Source organism: Pseudomonas sp. AC247, assembly GCF_979258015.1.
Map to the genome: position 1 here is coordinate 4,377,286 of NZ_OZ409829.1, position 22,563 is coordinate 4,399,848.

Below are 22,563 nucleotides of genomic sequence, written 5' to 3' on the forward strand. Positions count from 1 at the left end.
ACAAAAGTCAAAAAAGCGTGAAGACGCCAGCCTTTATTGGCTCGGAATTGACTCAAGTTGTTGCAGCAGTAAAGCCGCTTGCGTGCGAGTTCGCACATTCAACTTGCGAAAGATCGCCGTGACGTGGGCCTTGATGGTCGCTTCCGACACACTCAACTCGTAGGCAATCTGCTTGTTCAACAGGCCTTCGCAGACCATGGTCAGCACGCGGAACTGCTGCGGGGTCAGGCTGGCGAGCCCGTCGCTGGCGGCTTTGGCTTCGTCGGAAACGGCAACCGCTTCGAACGCCTGCGGCGGCCAGAACACATCGCCATCGAGTACTTTACGCACCGCTTCCTGAATCACGCTGAGGTCGCTGGACTTGGGGATAAACCCACTGGCGCCGAACTCACGGGACTTGACCATTACCGACGCTTCTTCCTGCGCCGAAACCATCACCACCGGAATCTGCGGGTATTGCCCGCGCAGCATGACCAACCCGGAAAACCCGAAAGCGCCGGGCATGTTCAGGTCCAGCAGGACCAGATCCCAGTCGGCTTTTTCGGTCAGGCGGGTTTCCAGTTCGGCGATGCTTGCGACTTCGACCAAGCGTACATCCGGGCCGAGGCCCAGCGTCACCGCTTGATGCAGGGCGCTACGAAACAGAGGGTGATCATCGGCAATCAGGATGTCGTATGTGGCCATTTTTCAAATGATCCTGTTTTTGATGGCAGACGCGGTGCATTCCGGTCTGGCCAAAGCAACTCAAGATGCCGCTTTCAAGCGATATCCACAGGGGCACGTTCAACGCCAATCAACAGCAAACACGGCGTTTCAAACCTTGGCCGCACCCTAATCGGCGCCAAGCATGCCCAGCGAAGACGGGGTGGTCAAGCAGCACGGCCGCCGCTGCGTACAGTATGGGCCACTATGGCGCCAACTCTGGCTGCGGCTTTCGTATATAGGGCAGCAACTCGGCATGGGCGGGGGTGGACTCATTCATGTCCAATTGCTGCTTGGCGCCGAGGTAATGCTGGCTGAACACGTCGAAATAGGCGTCCAGCGCAGAAGCGGCGTCCGAGTCACCGGCCAATTCCAGGCACAGCGCCGCGACTTCGGCGGTGCACAGATGCTCGCTGCGGGTCGAGCGGCGCAAGCGATAGCGCGAGAGTTTGTCGGGCAACAGGCTCAAGATCGGCAAGCGATCGAAATACGGACTCTTGCGAAAAATCTTCCGCGCTTCGGTCCAGGTTGCATCCAGCAGAATGAACAGCGGGCGCTTGTTGCTATCGACAGCGACGGTGTTGGTCACACGCGACGGCTCGACGTACTCACCGGGGAACACCAGATACGGCTGCCATTGCGGGTCGTTGAGCAGCGCCAGCATCTGCGGATCGGGCTCGGTGCGCGACCAGATGAATGCATGGTTATCACGCACCACGTCGGCAATCAGCCAACCGGTATTGCTCGGCTTGAACACTTCCTTGCCGGTCATGATCAGGCACACGGCCGACCGCGTTTCGACACTGGGCCGCCAGGCACACAGGCAATGACTGATGATGACCCGGCAGTCTCGGCAGCGTTCGGAGCGAAAGCCACGGGCCTGGATCGGCTTGATGCCTTCATCTTCGCGTTGATCACGCAAACGGGCGACGGCGTTGGGGGCATGATGGGTCACGGGCAACGCCTTACGGCAGGAAAACTCGACACGCACAGCACTCGGCAGGGCAATAAAAGCCGGCAGTTTACCAGAGCGACGGGCACAAGCCTGTACCCTCCCGACCGGCTCCCCTATAATTCGCCGCCACTGAACGCACAGCCCCGAGGCTGGTCGAACCACCAGCCACCGAATCAGGAGATTTTCATGCTGCGCCTTATCGTTCCCACCGCTGCCATTCTGCTGGCGTCGTCCTTCACCGCTCAGGCTGCCTCCCTGAGTGAGCAGAATCTGAACCGCGAGCTGCGTAACGTCGCCGCCCAGAGCAGCGTCGGCACGCCACGCGCCATCAGCGAAGACATTCTTGATCAGGGCTTCACCGTTGAAGGCACGCAGTTGATCAACCACCTGAGCGTGCAAAAGAGCCACGCCGACAAAATGCGCGCTGACCCCAAAGCCGTGTATTTCCAGTTGGGCGCTTCGGTGTGCAACAACCCGTCGTTTCGCAAGCTGATGGCCAAGGGCGCGATCATGCGTTACGACTTCACCGAAGTGAAAACCAACAAGGCGATCGGCTCCGCCAGCTACCAGGAATCGGATTGCCCGAAAGCCGGCCCGGCGAAGAAGAAGTAATCATCGCGAATTGGCGCGCCGCTGTTCATCCTCGGCGCGCAGTTCGGCCAGCAAGGCCTGTAAATAGTGCGAACGGCGCTCGCCGCCCGCCAACCGCCGGCAGCACTCCTCTTCGAGACTGACATGATTGGTCTCGGCTGATGCCTTCAACATCCGATACAGCTGCGTATCGATCTCCAGAATCACTCTGGCCATGTGTCCCGCCTCCTTGCCACCCGCAAATCCTTGAATCGCGTGCACCTTGCGTACGGTCGATGACGCAAAGCTGTCGTACGGCGCCTGTCAGTTAGTTAATCAGAGCGATTGCCGCTCGGCGCACCTTCGGACGAGCGGTGATGACACTGGCTGAAAATCAATAAACGGTTGCCAGCCAAAACTTTACGGCGCAATGATCAAGTCAGCGCAAATGCGCGCCAAGGTCTAGATTCAGAGTATTCCGATCATTTTTCAACGGCAGGCAAGGAACTGCCGATCGTGTGTTTTTTGCAGCGCGGCACTGACGCCGCTCGTCAGGGCCATCCGCTCTGTGCAGAAGGAGACGTTGAATGCCTTACCAACCGAATGACCTCTTGAGCCGTCATTTTCAGGAAAGCGGCCCCGACCTCATTAGCCAGGTCGAAGCACAACTCAGCCGTGTTTCCTCCAACAGCCCGAACATTCCCATTTACCGCGACATGATCCTGACCGTGCTGCGCATGGCTCAGGAAGACCATAACCGCTGGAACGCCAAGATCACCCTGCAGGCCCTGCGCGAACTGGAGCAAGCATTTCGGGTACTGGAACAATTCAAGGGCCGACGCAAAGTCACCGTATTCGGCTCGGCGCGCACACCAGTCGAACATCCTCTGTATGCCATGGCCCGTGAACTCGGCGCCGCCCTGACGCGTTCGGACATGATGGTCATCACTGGCGCCGGGGGCGGCATCATGGCCGCCGCCCATGAAGGGGCCGGCCGTGATCACAGCCTCGGCTTCAACATCACCCTGCCCTTCGAACAACATGCCAACCCGACCGTCGACGGCACTGGCAATCTGCTGCCGTTCCACTTTTTCTTCACCCGCAAGCTGTTCTTCGTCAAGGAAGCTGACGCGCTGGTGCTGTGCCCGGGCGGTTTCGGCACGCTGGATGAGGCGCTGGAAGTACTCACGCTGATTCAGACCGGCAAAAGCCCGCTGGTACCGGTGGTACTGCTGGATGCACCGGGCGGTACCTTCTGGCAAGGCGCGATGGATTTCATTCGCCACCAACTGGAGGCCAATCGCTACATCCTGCCGACTGACATGAAGCTGATGCGTCTGGTCTACAGCGTTGAAGAGGCGGTGGAACAGATCAACCAGTTCTACAGCAACTTCCACTCCAGCCGCTGGCTCAAGCGGCAGTTCGTGATTCGCATGCATCACACCCTCAGCGATCAGGCGTTGGCGCACATGCAGGAAGCATTCGCCGATCTGTGCCTGAGTGACCAGTTTCATCAACACGCCTACGCCGGCGAGGAACACGATGAAGCGCAGTTCAGTCATCTGGCGCGACTGGCCTTCGCTTTCAATGCACGCACTCACGGGCGCCTGAGGGAGTTGATCGATTACATCAACCTGCCGGAAAACTGGGCCGATTCAAGACCGCAAACAGTTGAGCGCTCGCGCGAACCGTCAAAGGCAATTTGAAAGCAAAAAAAACGGCCCGCTATTTTCATAGCGGGCCGTTTTTATTGAGTCGGTTTTAATCGTCCATGCCTCGACCGCTGAACAAGCGGTTGATCATCTCCATCGAGAACCCTCGATACGCCAGAAACCGGCCTTGCTTGGCCCGCTCTTTGGCATCAATCGGTAAATGCCCGGAGAACTTGCGACGCCATGTGTCCTGAAGTTGCTCCTGCCAACTGATACCGCTTTCGCGCAGGGCGAGTTCGATATCGGCACGTTGCAAGCCGCGCTGGCTCAGTTCCTCGCGAATCCGCAAAGGGCCATAGCCGGAACGGGCACGGTAGGAAACAAAGCTTTCAAGGTAACGGGCTTCGGAAAGCAGGCCCTCTTCCGTCAAACGGTCGAGGGCTGTTTCGATCATCTCCGCCTCGGCGCCGCGCTGACGCAGTTTGCGTGTCAGCTCGACTCGACCGTGCTCGCGGCGTGCGAGCAGGTCCATGGCGGTTCGTCGCACCGCGACGAGGGTATCGAGTACGGCGGTGGTCATCGCTGCAATCAGATGTCAGCGTCGGCCAGGTCGTCTTCAGTCTCTTTGACTGCAGAAGCCTTGGAGTCGATCACTGTCGGCGTCAGCAGCTTGTCACGCAGTTGTTTCTCGAGCTTCGCGGCGATTTCCGGGTTGTCCGCCAGGAACTTGGCCGAGTTGGCCTTGCCCTGACCGATCTTGGTGCCTTCGTAGGCATACCAAGCGCCGGATTTTTCAACGAAACCGTGCAGCACGCCCAGGTCGATCATCTCGCCGTTGAGGTAGATGCCTTTGCCGTAAAGAATCTGGAACTCGGCCTGACGGAATGGCGAAGCGACCTTGTTCTTCACTACCTTGACGCGGGTTTCGCTGCCGACCACTTCGTCGCCTTCCTTCACCGCGCCGGTACGGCGGATGTCGAGACGGACCGAAGCATAGAACTTCAGCGCGTTACCACCGGTGGTGGTTTCCGGGCTGCCGAACATCACGCCGATCTTCATGCGGATCTGGTTGATGAAGATCACCAGGCAGTTGGCGTTCTTGATGTTACCGGTGATTTTACGCAGCGCCTGGGACATCAGACGGGCTTGCAGGCCCACGTGCATGTCACCCATTTCGCCTTCGATTTCAGCCTTCGGTACCAGTGCAGCCACGGAGTCGACGATGATCACGTCAACGGCGTTGGAGCGCACCAGCATGTCGGTGATTTCCAGCGCTTGCTCACCGGTGTCCGGCTGGGACACCAGCAGGTCGTCGACATTGACGCCCAGCTTGCCGGCGTACTCAGGGTCGAGGGCGTGTTCGGCGTCGACGAATGCGCAGGTCGCGCCGGCTTTCTGAGCCTGGGCGATCACGGACAAGGTCAGTGTGGTTTTACCGGAAGATTCAGGACCGTAGATTTCAACGATACGGCCTTTTGGCAGGCCGCCAATGCCGAGCGCGATGTCCAGACCCAGAGAGCCAGTGGAGATAGCCGGGATCGCCTGACGGTCCTGATCGCCCATACGCATCACGGCACCCTTGCCGAATTGACGTTCGATCTGACCCAGGGCCGCAGCCAAGGCTTTCTTCTTGTTGTCGTCCATTAAAGTCCTCACGTAATCAATAAGGCCTGACGGCCAACACCTGTATAAGTAGCCAGTATTATTCCACAGCGTTCGCGGATCGCCTACCCCTGATTTTCGATTTCTCGTGCCGCTAGTCGCAGGAGCCCCTCTAGCGCGGCCTTCACCGTTTGTCGGCGGACTTCATCGCGGTTACCCGGGAAGTGCTGAACCTCAGTGGTAACCGCCTCGCCAACGCCCCAGGCCAGCCACACCGTGCCCACCGGTTTGCTCGGTGAACCACCGTCCGGTCCGGCCACGCCGCTGACCGCGACGGCAAATCGCGCCAGGCTTTTGTCTTGAGCGCCACGCACCATGGCCTCGACCACTTCGGCACTGACCGCGCCCACCGTTTCAAACAACTCGGTCGGCACATTCAGTTGCAGGGTTTTCTGCCGGTTGGAGTACGTCACATAACCGGCCTCAAACCACGCCGAACTACCGGGGATCCGCGTGATCGCTTCTGCGATGCCACCACCGGTACAAGACTCGGCGGTGGTCACGTGGGCATTGAGCACTTGCAGACGTCGGCCAAGCTCGGCGGCCAGTTGGGTAATCTCTTTCACGGCGCTCTCCGGATCGTGTGGAATGCCTCCACCGTACACGAGCCGGTTGCGCTTTCAATACACAGACTCATTCAAAATGTTCGGGCGCCAACGCTCTGACATAAGCCTGACACGCCTGCAAGGCAATCAGTCCGCGGTCGCCGCTGTCGGTGATGGCGATAATTCGTTGAGCATGCGCCGGGTCAAGTCGGGCGCGTACGGTTGCATGATCCACGCCGCCGGTGCCGGCGGAGGCGGGCACGTTGCAGCCTTGGGCAACGTCGCCGGCGTCGAGAAGGACCGACAGGCGCACATCAGCAGTAGCAAGACGATCGCGCAAGCGATCTTGATCACGTTGGGCATCGCTCAGCGCTCGGTAGTGGCTTTGTTCACTGGCCGAGAGCCGTTGCTCCAGCGCCAGACGTTTATCCTGCTCGGCCTGTTGGGCCGAAGCGGCAGCCAGATTCTGTTGGTTCAGCACCTCCGCGTTTAACCGGGCCTGCTCGGCCAGTTGCCGGCCGTAGCGCCAGTCCTGCAACTGCCAGGCCGCCGCAAAAGCGCCCGCCGCCAGCAAAAGAAGGCCGATCACGCGCCCGGAGAAAGGCATAGCACCGCCCTCGCCCGCGCCCAGATCTCCAGACGATCCTGCAAGCCGTTCAACCCGCCGTTTATACGCCGCGTGATGGTGTTGAACTGATCGCGGTCGGCCAGCTCGTTGAGGCCGTTCTGTTCCCAGAACCATGCTGCCGATTCGGCTGCCCATTGTGGTTGCTCGAGCAGTTCAGGCAACGACAGCAGACGCTCATCGCCGAACAGCCCAAGACTGCACTGCCGATAATTCGAACGGCCGGTGATCTGAATCAGCCCACGCCCACGGTATTTTTGCCCGTCGCCATCAGCCTCTGGCGTATTGCCCAAACGCAAGGCCAAGGTGCCGGTGTCGTACTTGCTCAGGTATTGGTTGTTGCCCAACTCCCGCACATAGCGCAATTGCCCCGACTCATGGCCGACTTGCGCAAGGAACGCAGCGATGCGTTTTGGCGAGTCGATATGGCGGCGAGCCATGGCACTGTTGAGCGCAGAAACAAAAACGCCCGCTTGGGAGCGGGCGCTGGGCATGATGTCGATAAGGTTGTTTTCAGTTATTTGCATAATGCATGATCCTCCCTGGATAGTCCGTCGATTGAATCACGATTGACGGCCAATGCCTGTCAGCCACTTTTTTGCCAGAGTTTTCAGGGGGCTGTCCGGCGCGGGTTCTTCGGGTGCTGCGAACACCCAACCGAGGTTGCCGAAGTTGGCGTTCCAGTCGATTTGCGGTGCCGGGGTGACTTCAGTGATATCGACCCACAGCAGATCCGGGTGAAACATCTTGGCCATGTTGCCGTCGGTGGAGAACAGCTCGACCACGGTGTTGTTGGCGATGCGTGCGTAGGTTTTCATCAGGCGTACTCGTAGATGATTACAGCGCCCGGCGCTCCTGAAGCGCCGGGCCTGCCTGGCTGATTGGTTGCGTTAGCAATCCCGCCCGCGCCTGAGCCATAACCGGAACCAGGGGCGGCCACACTCAATGCGACGCTGCTCGCATACCCACCACTGCCAAGAGGTGAGTTTGCGCCGTGCCCGGCAAGGGTTGATCCGGTAAGGCACATCCCTGGACTGCCGGCTGCTCCTGCCGAATTGACAATATTGCCGCCCATTGAGATTTGGCTGGGAAAACCACCCACATACAAGCCGAACCCAGGAAGCGTGAGTGGAGTACTCCAGGGAGAACCGCCACCGCCAGTGGCCGAAACCAATGAACCCAGCGAACTTGTTCCGCCACTTCCGCCGCCAGTGCCGACAACGCCCGCAGCGCCCCCCGCCCCAACTGTGACGATTTGGCTCAGCCCGATCGCGCCAGATGATAACCAGGCTTGTGCGTAGCTACCGGAGGCACCACCTCCTGCGAGGGAAACCTGAGAAGAATTCGTCGCACCGATTCCCGAGCTGCCACCACCTCCGCCGACGACGGTGACCAATACGTTCTTCATTCCCACTGCCGGTACATAGTTGCCGGACGCGGTAAACGTCCTGACACCCAATAGCCGACCACTGGCAGCATTGCCACCACTCGCATACACCAATACCCAACTGTCCAGAGCCGCGCTGTACACCACCGAACACACGCTACCGCCGACAATCTCGGCAGGGCGCAATGTACTTGCTGCAAGACTGACGAGCGGCTTGGGCATCAACCCGTTCGGTGCAAACGTACTCGCCCCGGTATTGGCATTGCCGGCGGTAAAACGCAGCGCCAAGCCGTCCTTCAATGCGGTGACGGCAGGCACATAATTGGCCATGTAGAGATTGGCCGCGCCGATGTCGGCGGCATGTTTGTCTTCACCGGCCTGGCTGAGTTTTTTCAGCGCTTGCAACAACTGGTTCGCGTCGGCTTCGTTCGGTTCAAGGCCGGCCGACTTGACGACATTCAACAACTCATCGGTAACGCTATTGCCCCAGGTCGCCGGAATCAACGACCCGGGCAATCCCGCAATGACGTCTTCATTGACGAACTTTCCATTCACCAGCCCTATGCCGGGAACGCTTTTTGGATAATCCATTTCAATCTCTCAAAAGATTCACAGCGCAGCCGCCAACCAGTTCGGCGCCAGTGGCCGATGCTCGCTGAACGGAAAAAGAGAACCCTGCGGCCAGTCGCGCAATTGGCGGCGATACGTCTGCAATTGGGCATATTGCTCGGTGGTCAGCGTCGTGCCGCCGCCGTCTTCCAGTTCATCGCGATCGCGCGCGACCAATCCGTCGGTGGCGGCCAGTTGCGCGGTGCGCCAACGGCGCTCGGCGTCGGCTGCTTCATCGGCCGAAGGAGGCGCAGGATCGACCAGAATCGGATAGCCGTTATCCGCACGCACGCCGATCACCTTTGCCGTAACGGCCAATTGCTGCAGCAGCGAGATCCAGTAAGTCTGAGGAATCTCGATGACGTCATCGGGAATGTCAGTGGAGTTGATACCCGCTACATAAACGCCCCGGGTGCTGGCGCTGAACAAAACGTTGAACGGATTCATTCAATAGCCCTTTGCGAAATAATTGATGCCCCAACCCGCAGCAATGCTGCCGCCGAAATCACGAACCTTGAGCTTGCAGCCTTGTTGCTTTCCAGAACCCGCAATCAGGATGACCATTGCGCCGTCACCGCCAGCATGAGTAGCCACCAGCGAAGAAAAGGCTGTCGGAAAGGAGATTGGAAAAATCACGTCGACTTCGCCCTTCGCATCCGTTGTGCCCACGCCCCATTGCTCAATGTTGCCGCTGGCAAACCGTTGATAGCCGACGTTGCCATAGACACCCGAATGCGCCGTTGCATAACGATCGCTGATCGACCCTGCGTATAGCCGCCATTGGCTCGCCAGTTTGATCAGGCATGCGGAGTCGCCGAGCCCGAGCTTCAGTGCCCCGAACGTACCGTTGCAGGTTTCAATTTGTTCGTTAGCGGCAGGGTTGATGGTCAGAACACCGTTGCCCGCATTGATCACGTGTAGCGTGCTGGCATGGGCGATGCCATTGATGGAAGGCAACGTTGCGGTGATCGGCGTTGCGCTGGCGAAACTCGCCACCCCGCCCACGTTGGCCACGGTCAGGACAGTGCTCGCAGGGTAGGACACGAACCCGGAAAACTGCAGGCCCGCGCGGGCGACGAACTCGGTGGTGGCGACCGCTTTGCCTTGATTGAACTGCGGTGCCGTGACGAACAGATTGTTGCTACGCAGCGCACTGAGCAGTTGATTATTGGCGGCCTCCGACGGTGTCAGCCCCGCGCTCTGGATGACCGTCAACAACTCCTGCGTAACACCATTACCCCAACTGGCCGGAATCAACGAGCCCGGCTTGCCCGTCAGTAAATCTTCATCGACAAACTTGCCATCTACCAATCCGGCGCTAGGAACACTCTTTGGATAATCCATGATTCAACTCCTTGTCTGAAAATGCCTGAAACCGCGGACGTCAACCCGCATTGGCGACCCACCATTGCGGTGCTGTCGGCCGAGAAACCACTGCAGGGAAACCGCTGGCCTCAGGCCAGTCACGCAGCGCCTGGCGGTATTCCAGCAACTCCAGATACTGCGCGGCCTTGAGCGTCGTTCCACGCCCCAATGCCTGCTCATCGCGATGACGCGTCACACACCATTCGGTCGCTGAAAGAGACGCTTCGCGCCAAGTACGCTCTGGCGCCACAGGCGCTTGTTCCAAGACAACAGCCGCCGGCGCGACAGTGGCAAGCGGCAAGACAGGCTGCGGCTCGATGGCTGGCGTGAGCGCGCTCATCGGTGCGCCGATGTCGACCGCCATGTCGTCTGGCACGCGGACCATCGACTCGACAAACGACGGTGCAAACAGCTCGCTGATTGCGTAATCACCGGTGTCGATCCGTTCGACGATCACGCCATTTTCGATCCGTGCATAAACGGCCATTACTCGTACTCCCAGATTTCGCAAAAGGCGTTGCCGCCAGCGCCGCTGACGACTGAAGCAGAAGGGTTGACCGAGCACGCGCCACTGCCACCCGAACCCCGCACGCCGGCATTGCCCACCGTGTTTGATCCAGTGAACGGGCCGCCGCCATCGAACGCACTCGCCGCACCGCAACCGGAGAGCAGGCCCCAATTGGCATTACTCATGCCAAATCCGCCGGTGATGCCCCGGGCACTGCAGAGATTGCCGCCAGTCACCGCACCACCCACGCCGCCCTGAATGAATCCGGATGAGGTGCCCGTGACGACGATCGCCAGTTTCTGACCGCCACCGCCTCCCGAAACACTCATGTAAGAACCGAAGGATGCGCCGCCACCCGACAGACCTGTGGTGTTACTCACTGCGCCACCTGCGCCCAGGGAAACCGGTACGCCGGCGAACATTTGTGGCGTCACCTCATACAGGCTTTCGGCGTAGGCGCCCGAGCCACCTCCACCGCCAAGGATTTGATTATTGGCCGGCACCGGTGCGCACCCACCACCGGAACCACCCGCGCCAACCAGGCGCACACGAATGCGTTTGGTTTTCGGGTTGGGCATGTAAACGGTGATCCCGACTGTTTCAATCTGCCTGACAGCCAGCAGCCGCCCCACTGCATCGGTGATGCCATAACCACTGAGCGTGGTCGGGGTATTTTTCAGCTTGGTGAAGTCGACCAATGCGCCAATGGCCGTGGCCAACTGATCGGTTCTGGCTTCATCAGGGGTCAATCCCGCGGCCTTGATCGCGTTGAGAATTTCTTGCGTGACGCTGTTGCCCCAGGCAGCAGGAATCAACGACCCCGGCGTTCCGGCCACAGGGTTTTCATCGATAAATCCGCCGTTGACCAGGCCAACGCCGGGGATGGTTTTTGGATAGTCCACGTCAGAACCTTTTCAGTGTTACAGGCAGCCGAATGCCGGCAGCACAGGGCCGCCTGTAGTTTTTCAGTAAGTGAATCGAAGGTTAAACGGTGGGTGAAATCACGAATTTGGCCGGTGCGGTGGGCCACTCGATGACCGACGGATAACCCGCTTGCAGCTCGATACGCGCCAGGTTCAGGGCATGGCGTTTCCAGGCTTGCAGCGAGGCCAACTGCTCGCTGGTGGCCTCGCCCACGTCATAAGCGTATTGCAGCGGCGCGACGCGAATGATCACCTCACGCAGGCGGTTATCGCGTTCGACATCGGCCTGCGCGGCCAAGCCTGCACGTTCGGCTTCGACGTCCAGTACCCAGTCATCATCCTTCCAGAAGTAATAGCTGTTTGGCCGTACCTTGGCCGTCAGGTAATCAGGCACAGGACCCAGTTCGGTCCAGTAGACATAGCTGCCGTTGTCCTTGCGATAGAAGAAGCGGTTGCGCAGATCGATCAACTGCGAGGCCTGTGCATTGCGCCAAACCCAGACATAACCCGCCTCGGGATCCGGCAGCAGCTCCGTCAGTACAATCACATTACCGGGTATTTGAATACCGAGGCCCGGCGTCACTGGCAAGTCGATCGGGCCGGTGATGATCTGATTGGTTTCGTCTACGACGTAGTAGTAATCCATTGTTCACTTCCTTTTGCTGATGAAAGAAGCCCGAAGTGGGCCTCAGATAAGTTTTATCCGGCCTGGATAGGCCATGTTGCGCGGACGCGTTTCAACACCGCCGGTGCTTTCGGTAAATCCGAGACTGATATTGGCTTGGTTGAATAATGCATCCGGTGCTGCGTTCTGGGCCGCCACCAAAGGCACGCCCAGCATGTCGCTTTTAAGTTCATGGCGATGGGAGCGGAACATGTCGACCTGCCAACTGCCGACCGAGCGCCCTACGTCGATTCCTCGGCCCTCGTCGCTCAACCGGATGAACTCACCCCGGCTTTCCGGCCCGCGAAAGGTCAAGGTGCCGTCTCCGCTCGTCCAGCCGCCTTCGGCCCCGCCCCTTGCGGCCTCGGTGGTCAGTCCGCCGGACTGCTGCGCGTGATCCCACAACCACGGCCAGTCGCTGCGACTGAATACCGCCCCGTTAAGCGGCCCATATCCGCCGGGGTTGAGCTGCGTCGTGGTCTCGAACACAGTCCGGCCCAATGGCGTGCTGTCGAACCGTCCAAGCGGCCACCAATTGCCTGCGCCATCGCTGCGCAGATGCCACCAGTCCCCCGAGCCCATCAGCACGAAAAACGGGTAGCCGGCAGCGGCCAAGTGCGTGTGGAATCTGATTTTGTCGGTGCCGGAGGCGCGGACCACCAACCGGGTAGACGCGTTGTCGACCCGGCGCACGATGACGTCGCGAGTACCCAGTGCAGCGTCGGCGGCCGGCAGACTGATGGTCGTCACGCCACTGCTGGCATTGACCAACACAAGGCCGAGTTCACTGGCCGTCAGCCCCTTGGAGGTCGATACATTGATCACTGAGGAGCCCATCGGACTGGCCAGAGCCAACAGCGCCTGCAAGGCCTTGAGCAGTTGGCGATTGTCGCCTTCGGTGGGCACCAGTCCGGCGCTGGAAACCACACTGAGTATTTCCTCTGTGACGGCATTGCCCCAGACCGCCGGAATCAATGAGCCCGGCGTGCCCGCCACAGGGTTTTCATCAACGAAGCGGCCATCGACCAGGCCGACGCTGGGGACGCTTTTTGGATAATCCATAGAGTGTTCGTTTCTCTGAAATGACAAATGAGCCATGACGCAGCGGTCGCTGCCGAGCGCCGGCTACGATGTTTTTTCTGAAAATAAAAAGCCCACGGTGAAGTGGGCTTGGGGGAACAGGTTCGCAGCGTTGCGACTAGCTGAGTTGATTGCCGAGCAGCTCGCGAATCGCCACCAGTGCTTCGTCGCTGGTACTGCGTGCCAGCGCCATCTTGCCCTTGCCCGCCTGCGCGCGAATCTGCGCCTTGGCCTTCAGGCGCAACGTACGCAGCGTCAGCAAATGGTCGGTCAATTGATCGGCCTTACTCAGAATCTGCTCGGCAGCCTGTTTGGCCGTACGACCTTTGACCACCCAGGCAGCGACCGACAACGGCACTTCCTTTTTCGGGTAACCGGCGTCTTGATAAGCCTGCGCGTCAGCGGCTGCCTGGGCGTATTCCATGGCTTTGAGCGGATCGCCCGCCAGCACCGTGCGGACGCTGTCCGCGACGCCGTCGATTTTGTCGCAGAGGCGTTCGGCGTCTTGCAGCTCCAGTTCGGCCACTCTGCCAACATTGAGGTGCCAGGCTTCACCATCCCAGTCATGGGCCGGGGAAGGTTGTGCAGCGCGCAAGCCGTCCTCGAACTGATGCAGTTCTTGAATGATGATCATCGGATCAACTCCCAGGAAAGATTGATATTCACCGCCGCTGCAAAGTTGATCGCAATACCGTTGGCGTAGTCGCTCGGGAGAATGTTTTTGATGCCCATGCTGAACAGCAATTCGTCACTTGTGCCGTTATCGGCACCCAAGGCGTGTTCGGCTTGATAGGTCTGCCACAGGGAACGCAACATGCTGTGGTCGAAGCTTGCGGTCAATGTCGAAACGGTTGTGTCATTCACCTCGTTGTTGGTGATAATCCGCACCGTCTCACCCGCAATGGCCCAGCCATCCCAGTTGCTCGACGCGGCAGCCTTCGGGTTGAGAAAACAGTAGTTGGCGCCCAGCCAACCGGGTGTAGCAAAATTCATAGCGGTGACTTGCGTCGGATGCGGCGTCGCATTGCCCACAACCAGACGCGCGGCACGGGCATGCGGGTCCAGTGGCAGGTACACCACGCCATTGCCGCTGATTGTTTGCGTCCACGACAAGCGGCTACGGTTATACATCGGCCGGACAATCGGTACTGAGCCGGGGCCGGCTGTCACCACCCACGCCAGACAGAGATCCAAAGGCGTCGACTGAAAACCACCGCCCGCCGCACCATTGATCGTGCCCTTCAATCCCTCGGGCGTGGCGTCATAGATGATGCCGCGCTGCGTGTAGAAGGTCAGCACACCGGCGACCACTTGCGCTCGCAGAAAGTAACCGGAGTTGGGCAACAGATCGCCGCTGCTCCAGGCTTGCGTGGTAAAAGTGCGCGGCCGTCCCAACTGACCGGCCAACACCTCCTGGCCGAGGCTGACCAGCACACCCGGCAGAATTGATAAGCGCCCGCCACTGGTGGCAAACGCCGTCGGCGTGATCGGCAATCGCCCGTCTGCCGTAGCCACGGTAGCGGTTGGCAACGAGCCGATCGGCAACGCCGAATCCAGATTCCAGCCCTTGGCCGAAACGCTCTGAATCGCCTGCAACAGCTGATCGTACTTCTTCTCGTCCGGGGTCAACCCAGCCGCATTGATCACGTTGAGAATCTCCAACGTCACCCCGTTGCCCCACTCCGCCGGAATCAGCGATCCCGGGGTTCCGGTCATCGGGTTTTCATCAACAAATTTCCCATTCACCAAACCGGCGCTGGGCACACTGTTCGGATAATCCATCCCGTCATTCCTCCCTAGTCATAATTGATGTGCACCTTGGTATGCGCCGGCGCACTGCGGTGGATCAGGCATTCCAGCGCCGAGCCCGGGTTGACGCCGAAACGCTCGCCCCAATAACTCGCACCGAAACGCCGGCCGAGCAGCAGGCGCCCGCCGGTGTTGAGCGTCCACATGAACTGCGCTTCCCACGTGCCCCAATGTGCCGAGCCGAAACGCGAACGGCCCATGCGCGGTGCTTCGAGTTCGGTGATGGTGGCGTTGGGATAGCCCTGGCTTTTGGCGATTTCGAGGTAATAGCCGACGGCCTGGCTGCCGACCGCGAGCAAGCGCCGGCGTACGGCCAGGCGACGATCGTCGTACAACGGGGTGGCGCCCAGGCACGGGTCGGGCAGGTTCATCACCCGTTCCCAGTCGGGCACCAGTTCACTGACGCCGGCCGGGTCCATCTCGTTGAGCAGGTCGGCGGCGCGGGCGTCGAGGCGCGCCAGTTCGACCGCGACGCCTTGCAGCACTTCTTCCAGCTCCGGCACACGCTCCGGGTCCCAGGCCGGGCCACTGGGCAGCAAGGCGCGCAGTTGCGCCTGATATTGCGCGGCAGTTCTTATGCCCCCCATACGCAACCTCCGAAGGTGAGCAGTTCGCTGTCGTTGGCCGAAACGTTGGCAATCGGGGCGCTCAGCACATGGTCGGTTTCACCCGCCGCGCTGCTGATGGCTTCGCGGATGTGGCTGATCAACAGATCCTCGCCGAGGTCAGCCTCGCGGTTGTGCAAGTCGCGCAATTGGGTTTCGACGGCCGCGCGCACGGCGCTGGTGTCGGGGGTCAGCTTCAGGCGATAAACCACCGGCACCTGAATCGGCGGACGCACGTGTACTTCTGCCGTGACCGGGCGCAACGGCTCGATGTAGGCCTGCACCTCGGCCAGTTGCTCGTCGTTCGGCACTGGTTGCGGGTCATCGTCACGCATGATGTACACGCCGACAGTGCCCGGCCCGAGAAAGCCGCCGCGGCACCAGGCCCGCGTCACGCCCGGCACTTCCAGTGCCCAGGTTTCGTAGTCGCTGGCCGAGCCACCGTGAGGAATGACCCGATACGAACGGATCACTCGCGAGCGCAACGACTCCAGGCTTTCGCGCGCCACACCCCCGTTGAGCCCCGGCGCCAGCAGGACAAAACTGCTGCTGACGATGCCGGTGATCGGCTGCACCGGGGTCAGCACCAGACCGGCGTCGGCATTGCCCAGGCTGCCGGCGTCAAGCGCGGCGATGGTGGTGCTGTTGCTGCCGTTGATCGTGGTGCGCGCCGCCGTGACTTTGTAGGTACGCCCGTCATTGGTTTGCAGCAACGTATCGACGTCGAGCACCGCACCGGCAGTGGCGGTAAAGCTGACACTGCCAGTGGCCACCTGCGCGGCTTTGCGCGGCTGGTTCAGGCGCAGCGCAGCGATGCGCTCCAGAGTCGATTCATCGGCTTTGTCGGGAAGGATCTGCTCGGCAATCCAGTCGAGATAACCGTACAGACCATAAGCGGCGCCACCGAGGGTTCGGGCCAGCACTTGCGCATCGGACTGGCGCAGCGAATCGCCGGCCAGGTCGCTTTGGGTGCGCTTGATCAGCACCGGCAGCGAAGGGGTTTCAAACGGCATAGATCACCTGCCAACTGTTATCGGGGTTGATGTCCAGACGTTCGCCATCGGCCAGGGTCAGGACCGTGCGCAGGTTCAGGCGCTGGGCGTCGAGGCGTTCGCTGAGAATGTCGATGGCGCTGCAATGACCGTCGTCGATCAGCCATTGCAAGGCTTCGCGGGCATAGAACTCGGCGTCCATCTGGGTCTGTCGGGTCAACTTGACCCGGCGCAGCAGCCACAGCCGCGAGCCGATGCGATCGTCGGCGACGGTGGGAAACGTGTCGCCCCACCAGCCGAAGCGCTCTTCGTCGTCGAGGGCGTCGTCATCGGCGGCACGGCGCCAGGTGAACAGGCTGATGAGCACGGCGCGGGTCAGCGCGGCGTGGAGGTTCGGGCTGATCAACATTACTTGCCTCCTGCCGGCGCGCCGGTCTGGCCGCTGCCGGCCTGGACGCCGACGTGCACATGTTTGATCTGGCTGATGCCAGCGGCCAACTGGTCGCCGGTGGAGACGATTTTTCCGGTCTGATTGATCACCGGCGTGTCGAAGTTCACCGCGCTGCTGGCGCGGATGTTCAGCGTGGCGGTGTCGATGTCGATGATCCGTCCGCGCTTGAAGTGAATTTTGTCGCCCTCGTCGGTGTAGATCGCCACTTCACCGGCGGCCAGCGATTGCAGGCGATAGCGGCGATCGGCGATGACCAGGGCGATGGCGTGGGAACGGTCGCCGCCGATGAACGTGACGACGCCTTCGGCACCGGCCAGCGGATGGCTGGTGAAACCGTAGGGTTCGAAGTGTTCGAGGTCGTCATTGACCTCGCCGGCGGTGAGGCGCATTTGCAACGATTGCAGCTTGGATGCCGAATTGGCGAGCACGACAGTGCCGCGCGCCAGCAGGCGTGTCAGTAGGCTCATGCTTGGTTCCTGTATGAAACGGGCCGACGTCAAAAGATCGCAGCCTTCGGCAGCTCCTACATAGGATCGGCGTACACCGGTAGGAGCTGCCGAAGGCTGCGATCTTTTCAGGGCCTATGAGGTTTTTTTCGGAGGGCTGGGATTGGCATCGAAGGTATGCGGTGGCGCTACTTGCAGCGTGGTCACCGAACCCTGGGCCGACAACGAATAGGTGACTTTGGAAATCAGCATGTCGCCGTCAAACCCCAGCACCGGATCTTTCACCCGCACCAGCGTGTTGTGGCGCCACAGATCGCCGTTGGCCTGGCGCCAGCCCTGCACTTGATACGTAGTGGTCTGAGCCCGGCCCATGCGGGTGGCGCTTTCCCATTGGGCACGCTGCTGCGCCAACTCAAAGGTCAGTTGCGTGCCTTCGTTGATCACCGTGGTGCGCCGACGTTTGAAGGTCAGGTCGGCGGCCGTCGATTCAACTTCGCTGACCGCCGCCCCGCTCTTCTTGTCCGAACCCTTTTGCTGGCCGATCACCCGGTACTCGGAAAACACCTGGCTCTGATCCATCGGCGCATTGGCCGACAGAATATTCTTGCCCAGCTCCAGCGCATCGCTCGCGCGCCCGCCGCTGCCAGGCTTGGCCAGCACCAGTCGGCCCTGCTCGTCATCGGTAGAAAACACCCGTAGCAGCGAGAGCAAACGGTCGATCGACTGAAACACGGTTTCACCCGGCACGATCGTGTGTTTGGTCAGCCGTGCAGTCTCGGGAATCTCATTGACCACCATCAGACCGTACTCCATCGCCAGCGCCTGAACGATGCTCAGCAGCGGTTGCTCCTGCCATTGATTCGGCTGGTTTCTGGCGGCGCAATCGACCAGATCCTGAGTCTTGGAGCTGCCCTCCAGGGTCAGGCTGATCTGCCGGCCGTCATAGCGGATCGGCGCCTTGAACACGTAACCGGTGAGCAGCAGATCCTTGCCGATCCTCACCTCACAGGGATCGCCGGGGCTGATCCGCTGATCGACGGCCTGCCCCGGCCATTGCCAAGTGATGTCGAGTTTGAAGGTGCGAAACTGGCGCTCCAGGTCAGCGGTGATTTCCACGCTTTTCCAGCCGCCGTATTCCATGTTGTTGACCGTCAGCGTGACGCGGTTATCCATCTCGCTCATGGTTCACTCCCCGGACACTTTGACTTCGTTGGGCGAGAATCCCGGATGGGTAATCCCGTTGCGCTGAGTGATTTCATCGACCCGCGTGGCATCGCCAAATTGCTTGTAGGCAACGACCAGTGCCGGAAAGCTTTCCTGAAACGCCTTGCTGACCTGGCGCACGCCGGACGAAGCCACCGCTTTGAGGTGAGCCACCAGGGCCTCTTTCACATCGTTGATCGCCTGAAAGTGCGCCGGACCGGCCTTCGCCAACATCGGATCGATGGCCGCCGACACCGCCGCGCGCAGCGCTTTCATATCGTCACTGACCGGTACTTCCTGGCGGCTCACCGGCGTTGTCGCCTGTTGCCCCACCGAGGGTGTCGATTGCAGCTTCACCGGGGTTGTCGCCACTGGCATCGACGCCACCCATTGCGCGACCTTGACCAGCATCGTGTCTTGCACCAGATCGGCCATGGCCTGCGCCGCTGCGTTGGTGTCCTTGCCGGTGGTGATCTTCGGCGCATCGGCCTTGCGGATCGCTTCGAGTTGTTGCGACACGTCGGCAATCACGCCACGGTAGCCCTCCTTCGCGAACGCCTTGAGTTCCTTGATATCACCGAGCAAACCTTTGAACTCCGCAGCCACTTCCTTGGGCAATTCCTTGACGGCCTTGACCAGTTCAGTGATCTGCCTGTACTGCTCGATCAGCGGTTTGAGCTGCTCTTTGATCACCTCATAAACCCCGGTCAGGCTGTTGCGCAGATTGGCGATGCCGATCCGCGCAGCCTTGATCAGTGTCATCGCCTGTTCGAAGCGCGCCACCGCCGAACCCAGCAAGGAGTCGGCCTTGACCAACAAGACTTTCTGCGTGCTGACGGTAGCGGTCGGGAACGGCAATGGTTGGTCGGGATAGAACTTCAGCGCAAAAGTCACCAGCCCGCCGTCCTGGCGGGTGTGGGTCATGTCGCACTCGCCGACCTTGACTTGCAGCCGTCCCAGCCACGGATGCACCAGCTCACCGCTGCCCGCTTCCAACGCCTTGAGCAGCTTGTCGCGCTGCTCCAGGCAATCAGCGCCGATGATGAATGCGGTGATGTCGTGGGTCTTGGCCTGCTGGCCGAGGTCCTCGAAATACGGCAGGTCACGCTGCGGATATTCGTGCAGCTGACCTTTGCGACCGACCGGGGTTTTCGCCTGATCGATCCAGAAACCGACACCGCGAAAGGATGCCGGCAACAAACGGTCACGCCAATTCATTGGAACCTCCTGCCGACAGCGAGCGATAGCCGATGCGCGACGACAGCGCCAGGCCCGGTTGATTGGTTTGCGGTTGATCAGTGCGCAGCCCCGCCGGCGCATTTTCGAAGCGCACGGTCAGGCCGCCCTCGAGTTGCGTACGGTTGTTGGCGGCGCTTTGCTGGATCAGGGCACCGGAACTCTGTGGCAACGATCCACCCTGTAGCGTGCCGTTGCTCGATGCCTGAGGGTTCGCGCCGAAGAACGCTGGGGCCAGTTCGCCTTTGCCTTCGGCATTGGTCTGGCGTTGTGCCTCGGTGAAGGTTTCCACCTTGCCGGTGACCTTGGCGATCAGTCCGGCAAAACCACCGTCGAACAGCTCTTTGATCGGTGCGATGACGGTTTGCAGCTTTTGCCACAACTCGCCGAACCATTCGGTGATCGGCCCCCAGTTCTTGATGATCTGCCCCAACGGTGTCCATTCGAACATGTTGTGCAGAAACTCCAACACCGGCGCAGCCAGCGCTTGCACCACGCCCCACAGTGCCGAAAACACTTCGCTGATCGGTTGCCAGTACATGGCGATCTGTTCCAGCGGCGACCATTCGAACAAGCTCTGGAAGAAGCTTTTGATCTGCTGCGCCGACGTTTGCAACGCGGTCCAGATCGGTTCGAAGAACGTGACGATGCTGCCCCAGTTATTGACGATCATCCCGAGCGGGGAGAAGTCGAACAACGTGCCGAAGAAATCCTTGATCGCTTGTGCCGCCGGTTGCAGCGCCGTCCAGATCGAGCCGAAGAACCCGGTGATCGCCCCCCAGTTGTTGATGATCATGCCCAACGGCGTCCAGTCGAACAGGCCTTTGAGGAACGCCATCACCGGCACACTCAAGGCCTTGAGCAATTCCCAGATCGCCGAAAACAGCCCGGTCAGCGGCGCCCAGTTGTCCATGATCATGCCGGCGGGTGTCCAGGAGAACACCGACTTGAAGAAGTCGATCACCGGCGCAGTGACGGCTTTGACCTTGTCCCAGATCCCGGAGAAGAATCCCGCGATCGGTGACCACAATGCCGCCAGTGCATCCAGCGGTCGCCAATCGAGGATCGAGCGCAACGTTGCCATCGCACTCGCACCGAGGTTTTTCACGCCCTCCCACAGGCCCTTGAAGAACGCGCTGATCGGCGTCCAGTTGGCATAAATCAAACCGGCCGCTACCGCGATGCCCATGGCGATCAGCATGATCGGATTGGTCTTGAGCACCATGCTCATGACGTCCATCACCTGGGTCATACCGGTGACGGCGGTTTGCATGGCGGAGAAGGCAATCGCCCCCGCCGCCAGACCTTCGACCAGTTTCGGGTTGTCGGCGAGCAGGCTGCCGACCTGCGTCAGCATCGGTTCCAGCCCGACCACCAACGCCCCTACCGCCGGCACCAGCGCGGCGTCGACGGCCGCCGAAACCTTCTCCATCGAGGCACTGAACACGTTCATGTTCTGTGCAGCGACTTTCGGCGTGGCGGGCAGGTCGACGGTTTTTGCCGTGTCGCTGACTTCGGTCAATTTGCCCTGAAACGCCGCCGCCGATTTGATCCCGTCCACGAACGGCGTGATCACGCTGCCGCCCTTGAACAGACCGCTGATGTCCAGTTTGCCGAGGCCGGCCTGTTCGAGATTTTTCTTGAAGCTCTCGACCTTGGCCTGAAGGGCGCCGAGCTTGGGCGACAGTTCGTCGATGCCGGTGATCAGCACCGGCGTTTTCACTTTGGTTTCTTCGTCTGCCATCACTGCACCTGCTGCATCGCGTTGATCCGTTGCGCGTGCTCCAGCGATTCGCGGAGCACATCCAGTGGCCTGGCCATCATCTGTTCGGGGTCAACCTTCCAGAACCAGGCCAGGTCATAGGCGACGGCGATCAGGTCGGTGATGGCGCCGACGCCGCACTCATGAAAAAACTCGCAACGGCCCAGCTCAGCGCATTGAGGTCAGCCAGATCCAACTGGTTGACCGACGACGGCGGAATGCCGGCGCACACGGCGATGTATTTGGCCGCCACGTCCATGTCGAGGCTGACTTCTTCGCTCTTGTCGATCTTGTACGGCAGCGCCTTGATCGCTCGCACTTCCTGCACCGTCGGACGGCGCAGGACGAGTTCGGTCAGGGGCTCGCCGTGAGCTTCGATCGCAACCTGAAGCTTCACGGCGCCGCTCATTGCCAGGTCCCCTTGATGCCTTCGAATTTCAGTTCGATGGTGGCGTCATCGCCTTTGGAGACTGGCTCTTCGACCAGATACGCACCGGCCAGCACGTAGACTTTGCCGTTGCTGAATTCGCAGGTGACGGTAATGTCGGTGCCTTCGATCAGCTTCTTCAGCGGGAAGTCGGCGGTGTGCAGCGCGGTCACTTTGAACGACGGCGCGATGTCGGTTTCCTTGTAGAAGCCGGGGACGACGGTTTCGCGTTTAACGGCCATCAGCGGGGCTTCGCAGCCGCCATTGATAGTCAGTTGCGCGCCGTCGACCTTGACGTAGCAGGTGCCTGCAATCAGTTGACCCATGGTGTTACTCCCTTGAATAAAAAAGCCCACGCGAGGTGGGCTGAATGCTTGTCGTCAAA

30 protein-coding genes are annotated in these 22,563 nt (G+C 60.3%); 3 read left to right on the forward strand and 27 right to left on the reverse strand.

Annotation, left to right across the window (positions count from 1 at the left end; translation table 11 throughout):
- Positions 1 to 33: 33 nt before the first annotated feature.
- Positions 34 to 684, reverse strand: a complete 651-nt coding sequence (erdR, locus tag ACZZ0B_RS19890; protein WP_008077176.1) for a response regulator transcription factor ErdR — start codon at positions 682 to 684, stop codon at positions 34 to 36.
- On the opposite strand from erdR, the gene ACZZ0B_RS19895 reads away from it, so the two are divergent.
- Complete coding sequence (locus tag ACZZ0B_RS19895; protein WP_157173056.1) at positions 677 to 835, forward strand: hypothetical protein; 159 nt, start codon at positions 677 to 679, stop codon at positions 833 to 835. The genes erdR and ACZZ0B_RS19895 overlap by 8 nt on opposite strands.
- A 72-nt stretch (positions 836 to 907) precedes the next feature.
- On the opposite strand, the gene ACZZ0B_RS19900 is transcribed toward ACZZ0B_RS19895, so the two are convergent.
- Complete coding sequence (locus ACZZ0B_RS19900) at positions 908 to 1,657, reverse strand: tRNA-uridine aminocarboxypropyltransferase (RefSeq protein WP_463546062.1); 750 nt, start codon at positions 1,655 to 1,657, stop codon at positions 908 to 910.
- Between the two features lie 186 nt (positions 1,658 to 1,843).
- On the opposite strand from ACZZ0B_RS19900, the gene ACZZ0B_RS19905 reads away from it, so the two are divergent.
- Complete coding sequence (locus ACZZ0B_RS19905; protein WP_008077172.1) at positions 1,844 to 2,269, forward strand: PA3611 family quorum-sensing-regulated virulence factor; 426 nt, start codon at positions 1,844 to 1,846, stop codon at positions 2,267 to 2,269.
- On the opposite strand, the gene ACZZ0B_RS19910 is transcribed toward ACZZ0B_RS19905, so the two are convergent.
- Entirely contained in the window at positions 2,270 to 2,464 is a 195-nt protein-coding gene (locus ACZZ0B_RS19910) for a hypothetical protein (RefSeq protein ID WP_008077170.1), read from the reverse strand. It abuts the gene before it with no gap.
- Between the two features lie 350 nt (positions 2,465 to 2,814).
- Between ACZZ0B_RS19910 and ACZZ0B_RS19915 the strand changes: the two genes are divergently transcribed.
- Entirely contained in the window at positions 2,815 to 3,933 is a 1,119-nt protein-coding gene (locus tag ACZZ0B_RS19915) for an LOG family protein (RefSeq protein ID WP_463546063.1), read from the forward strand.
- A 55-nt stretch (positions 3,934 to 3,988) separates the two neighbouring features.
- Here ACZZ0B_RS19915 and recX read toward each other — a convergent pair whose 3' ends face one another.
- From recX to ACZZ0B_RS20035, 24 genes are all read right to left on the reverse strand, one after another.
- Entirely contained in the window at positions 3,989 to 4,459 is a 471-nt protein-coding gene (recX, locus tag ACZZ0B_RS19920; protein WP_008077166.1) for a recombination regulator RecX, read from the reverse strand.
- Between the two features lie 8 nt (positions 4,460 to 4,467).
- Positions 4,468 to 5,523: a recombinase RecA gene (gene recA, locus ACZZ0B_RS19925; protein ID WP_008077164.1), complete on the reverse strand. Its 1,056-nt coding sequence runs from the start codon at positions 5,521 to 5,523 to the stop codon at positions 4,468 to 4,470.
- Between the two features lie 83 nt (positions 5,524 to 5,606).
- Positions 5,607 to 6,107 carry a CinA family protein gene (locus ACZZ0B_RS19930; RefSeq protein ID WP_440093549.1) on the reverse strand — a complete coding sequence of 167 codons (501 nt, stop codon included), beginning with the start codon at positions 6,105 to 6,107 and terminating at the stop codon, positions 5,607 to 5,609.
- 67 nt (positions 6,108 to 6,174) lie between these two features.
- The gene (locus ACZZ0B_RS19935; RefSeq protein WP_463546064.1) at positions 6,175 to 6,693 is read right to left on the reverse strand and encodes a lysis system i-spanin subunit Rz; all 519 of its coding nucleotides are present in this window, start codon (positions 6,691 to 6,693) and stop codon (positions 6,175 to 6,177) included.
- On the reverse strand, positions 6,672 to 7,238 hold the full coding sequence (locus ACZZ0B_RS19940; protein WP_463546065.1) for a glycoside hydrolase family 19 protein: 567 nt from the start codon (positions 7,236 to 7,238) through the stop codon (positions 6,672 to 6,674). Before ACZZ0B_RS19940 ends, ACZZ0B_RS19935 begins: the two co-directional genes overlap by 22 nt.
- A gap of 36 nt (positions 7,239 to 7,274) precedes the next feature.
- Positions 7,275 to 7,529 (reverse strand): hypothetical protein, encoded by a 255-nt coding sequence (locus ACZZ0B_RS19945; RefSeq protein ID WP_463546066.1) that lies wholly within the window; start codon positions 7,527 to 7,529, stop codon positions 7,275 to 7,277.
- Positions 7,529 to 8,689, reverse strand: a complete 1,161-nt coding sequence (locus ACZZ0B_RS19950) for a hypothetical protein (protein WP_463546067.1) — start codon at positions 8,687 to 8,689, stop codon at positions 7,529 to 7,531. The genes ACZZ0B_RS19945 and ACZZ0B_RS19950 overlap by 1 nt, the downstream gene beginning before the upstream one ends.
- Positions 8,690 to 8,707: 18 nt before the next feature.
- Positions 8,708 to 9,154, reverse strand: coding sequence for a tail fiber assembly protein (locus ACZZ0B_RS19955; protein ID WP_463546068.1), 447 nt, complete (start codon positions 9,152 to 9,154; stop codon positions 8,708 to 8,710).
- Positions 9,155 to 10,051, reverse strand: coding sequence for a gp53-like domain-containing protein (locus tag ACZZ0B_RS19960; protein WP_008077156.1), 897 nt, complete (start codon positions 10,049 to 10,051; stop codon positions 9,155 to 9,157).
- Positions 10,052 to 10,091: 40 nt separating this feature from the next.
- The gene (locus ACZZ0B_RS19965) at positions 10,092 to 10,559 is read right to left on the reverse strand and encodes a phage tail assembly chaperone (protein WP_008077155.1); all 468 of its coding nucleotides are present in this window, start codon (positions 10,557 to 10,559) and stop codon (positions 10,092 to 10,094) included.
- On the reverse strand, positions 10,559 to 11,482 hold the full coding sequence (locus ACZZ0B_RS19970; RefSeq protein WP_008077154.1) for a glycine-rich domain-containing protein: 924 nt from the start codon (positions 11,480 to 11,482) through the stop codon (positions 10,559 to 10,561). Before ACZZ0B_RS19970 ends, ACZZ0B_RS19965 begins: the two co-directional genes overlap by 1 nt.
- An 82-nt stretch (positions 11,483 to 11,564) precedes the next feature.
- A complete protein-coding gene (locus ACZZ0B_RS19975) occupies positions 11,565 to 12,149 on the reverse strand; it encodes a tail fiber assembly protein (RefSeq protein ID WP_008077152.1) in 585 nt (194 codons plus the stop codon).
- 42 nt (positions 12,150 to 12,191) lie between these two features.
- On the reverse strand, positions 12,192 to 13,229 hold the full coding sequence (locus ACZZ0B_RS19980) for a phage tail protein (protein WP_463546069.1): 1,038 nt from the start codon (positions 13,227 to 13,229) through the stop codon (positions 12,192 to 12,194).
- Positions 13,230 to 13,365: 136 nt separating this feature from the next.
- A complete protein-coding gene (locus tag ACZZ0B_RS19985) occupies positions 13,366 to 13,881 on the reverse strand; it encodes a phage tail protein (RefSeq protein WP_463546070.1) in 516 nt (171 codons plus the stop codon).
- Complete coding sequence (locus tag ACZZ0B_RS19990; protein WP_158830770.1) at positions 13,878 to 15,029, reverse strand: phage tail protein; 1,152 nt, start codon at positions 15,027 to 15,029, stop codon at positions 13,878 to 13,880. Before ACZZ0B_RS19990 ends, ACZZ0B_RS19985 begins: the two co-directional genes overlap by 4 nt.
- Positions 15,030 to 15,043: 14 nt before the next feature.
- A complete protein-coding gene (locus ACZZ0B_RS19995; RefSeq protein ID WP_440093531.1) occupies positions 15,044 to 15,643 on the reverse strand; it encodes a YmfQ family protein in 600 nt (199 codons plus the stop codon).
- Complete coding sequence (locus tag ACZZ0B_RS20000; protein ID WP_463546071.1) at positions 15,631 to 16,674, reverse strand: baseplate J/gp47 family protein; 1,044 nt, start codon at positions 16,672 to 16,674, stop codon at positions 15,631 to 15,633. Before ACZZ0B_RS20000 ends, ACZZ0B_RS19995 begins: the two co-directional genes overlap by 13 nt.
- The gene (locus ACZZ0B_RS20005; RefSeq protein WP_008077144.1) at positions 16,664 to 17,062 is read right to left on the reverse strand and encodes a phage GP46 family protein; all 399 of its coding nucleotides are present in this window, start codon (positions 17,060 to 17,062) and stop codon (positions 16,664 to 16,666) included. The genes ACZZ0B_RS20000 and ACZZ0B_RS20005 overlap by 11 nt, the downstream gene beginning before the upstream one ends.
- Positions 17,062 to 17,571: a phage baseplate assembly protein V gene (locus ACZZ0B_RS20010; RefSeq protein ID WP_008077143.1), complete on the reverse strand. Its 510-nt coding sequence runs from the start codon at positions 17,569 to 17,571 to the stop codon at positions 17,062 to 17,064. Before ACZZ0B_RS20010 ends, ACZZ0B_RS20005 begins: the two co-directional genes overlap by 1 nt.
- 114 nt (positions 17,572 to 17,685) lie before the next feature.
- Positions 17,686 to 18,732 (reverse strand): phage baseplate assembly protein, encoded by a 1,047-nt coding sequence (locus tag ACZZ0B_RS20015; protein WP_008077140.1) that lies wholly within the window; start codon positions 18,730 to 18,732, stop codon positions 17,686 to 17,688.
- Between the two features lie 3 nt (positions 18,733 to 18,735).
- The gene (locus ACZZ0B_RS20020; protein ID WP_008077137.1) at positions 18,736 to 19,971 is read right to left on the reverse strand and encodes a DNA circularization protein; all 1,236 of its coding nucleotides are present in this window, start codon (positions 19,969 to 19,971) and stop codon (positions 18,736 to 18,738) included.
- Entirely contained in the window at positions 19,958 to 21,733 is a 1,776-nt protein-coding gene (locus ACZZ0B_RS20025; protein ID WP_463546072.1) for a phage tail tape measure protein, read from the reverse strand. Before ACZZ0B_RS20025 ends, ACZZ0B_RS20020 begins: the two co-directional genes overlap by 14 nt.
- 130 nt (positions 21,734 to 21,863) lie before the next feature.
- Positions 21,864 to 22,160 carry a phage tail assembly protein gene (locus ACZZ0B_RS20030; protein WP_007908778.1) on the reverse strand — a complete coding sequence of 99 codons (297 nt, stop codon included), beginning with the start codon at positions 22,158 to 22,160 and terminating at the stop codon, positions 21,864 to 21,866.
- Positions 22,157 to 22,504, reverse strand: a complete 348-nt coding sequence (locus tag ACZZ0B_RS20035; RefSeq protein WP_007908779.1) for a phage tail tube protein — start codon at positions 22,502 to 22,504, stop codon at positions 22,157 to 22,159. The genes ACZZ0B_RS20030 and ACZZ0B_RS20035 overlap by 4 nt, the downstream gene beginning before the upstream one ends.
- Between the last annotated feature and the right edge of the window lie 59 nt (positions 22,505 to 22,563).

Excerpts from the sequence above, each read along its gene's own strand:
- erdR (WP_008077176.1), bottom strand. The coding sequence starts at position 684 with ATGGCCACATACGACATCCTGATTGCCGATGATCACCCTCTGTTTCGT.
- ACZZ0B_RS19905 (WP_008077172.1), top strand. The coding sequence starts at position 1,844 with ATGCTGCGCCTTATCGTTCCCACCGCTGCCATTCTGCTGGCGTCGTCC.
- ACZZ0B_RS19910 (WP_008077170.1), bottom strand. The coding sequence starts at position 2,464 with ATGGCCAGAGTGATTCTGGAGATCGATACGCAGCTGTATCGGATGTTG.
- ACZZ0B_RS19915 (WP_463546063.1), top strand. The coding sequence starts at position 2,815 with ATGCCTTACCAACCGAATGACCTCTTGAGCCGTCATTTTCAGGAAAGC.
- recX (WP_008077166.1), bottom strand. The coding sequence starts at position 4,459 with ATGACCACCGCCGTACTCGATACCCTCGTCGCGGTGCGACGAACCGCC.
- recA (WP_008077164.1), bottom strand. The coding sequence starts at position 5,523 with ATGGACGACAACAAGAAGAAAGCCTTGGCTGCGGCCCTGGGTCAGATC.
- ACZZ0B_RS19935 (WP_463546064.1), bottom strand. The coding sequence starts at position 6,693 with ATGCCTTTCTCCGGGCGCGTGATCGGCCTTCTTTTGCTGGCGGCGGGC.
- ACZZ0B_RS19940 (WP_463546065.1), bottom strand. The coding sequence starts at position 7,238 with ATGCAAATAACTGAAAACAACCTTATCGACATCATGCCCAGCGCCCGC.
- ACZZ0B_RS19945 (WP_463546066.1), bottom strand. The coding sequence starts at position 7,529 with ATGAAAACCTACGCACGCATCGCCAACAACACCGTGGTCGAGCTGTTC.
- ACZZ0B_RS19950 (WP_463546067.1), bottom strand. The coding sequence starts at position 8,689 with ATGGATTATCCAAAAAGCGTTCCCGGCATAGGGCTGGTGAATGGAAAG.
- ACZZ0B_RS19955 (WP_463546068.1), bottom strand. The coding sequence starts at position 9,154 with ATGAATCCGTTCAACGTTTTGTTCAGCGCCAGCACCCGGGGCGTTTAT.
- ACZZ0B_RS19960 (WP_008077156.1), bottom strand. The coding sequence starts at position 10,051 with ATGGATTATCCAAAGAGTGTTCCTAGCGCCGGATTGGTAGATGGCAAG.
- ACZZ0B_RS19965 (WP_008077155.1), bottom strand. The coding sequence starts at position 10,559 with ATGGCCGTTTATGCACGGATCGAAAATGGCGTGATCGTCGAACGGATC.
- ACZZ0B_RS19975 (WP_008077152.1), bottom strand. The coding sequence starts at position 12,149 with ATGGATTACTACTACGTCGTAGACGAAACCAATCAGATCATCACCGGC.
- ACZZ0B_RS19980 (WP_463546069.1), bottom strand. The coding sequence starts at position 13,229 with ATGGATTATCCAAAAAGCGTCCCCAGCGTCGGCCTGGTCGATGGCCGC.
- ACZZ0B_RS19985 (WP_463546070.1), bottom strand. The coding sequence starts at position 13,881 with ATGATCATCATTCAAGAACTGCATCAGTTCGAGGACGGCTTGCGCGCT.
- ACZZ0B_RS19990 (WP_158830770.1), bottom strand. The coding sequence starts at position 15,029 with ATGGATTATCCGAACAGTGTGCCCAGCGCCGGTTTGGTGAATGGGAAA.
- ACZZ0B_RS19995 (WP_440093531.1), bottom strand. The coding sequence starts at position 15,643 with ATGGGGGGCATAAGAACTGCCGCGCAATATCAGGCGCAACTGCGCGCC.
- ACZZ0B_RS20000 (WP_463546071.1), bottom strand. The coding sequence starts at position 16,674 with ATGCCGTTTGAAACCCCTTCGCTGCCGGTGCTGATCAAGCGCACCCAA.
- ACZZ0B_RS20005 (WP_008077144.1), bottom strand. The coding sequence starts at position 17,062 with ATGTTGATCAGCCCGAACCTCCACGCCGCGCTGACCCGCGCCGTGCTC.
- ACZZ0B_RS20010 (WP_008077143.1), bottom strand. The coding sequence starts at position 17,571 with ATGAGCCTACTGACACGCCTGCTGGCGCGCGGCACTGTCGTGCTCGCC.
- ACZZ0B_RS20015 (WP_008077140.1), bottom strand. The coding sequence starts at position 18,732 with ATGAGCGAGATGGATAACCGCGTCACGCTGACGGTCAACAACATGGAA.
- ACZZ0B_RS20020 (WP_008077137.1), bottom strand. The coding sequence starts at position 19,971 with ATGAATTGGCGTGACCGTTTGTTGCCGGCATCCTTTCGCGGTGTCGGT.
- ACZZ0B_RS20025 (WP_463546072.1), bottom strand. The coding sequence starts at position 21,733 with ATGGCAGACGAAGAAACCAAAGTGAAAACGCCGGTGCTGATCACCGGC.
- ACZZ0B_RS20030 (WP_007908778.1), bottom strand. The coding sequence starts at position 22,160 with ATGAGCGGCGCCGTGAAGCTTCAGGTTGCGATCGAAGCTCACGGCGAG.
- ACZZ0B_RS20035 (WP_007908779.1), bottom strand. The coding sequence starts at position 22,504 with ATGGGTCAACTGATTGCAGGCACCTGCTACGTCAAGGTCGACGGCGCG.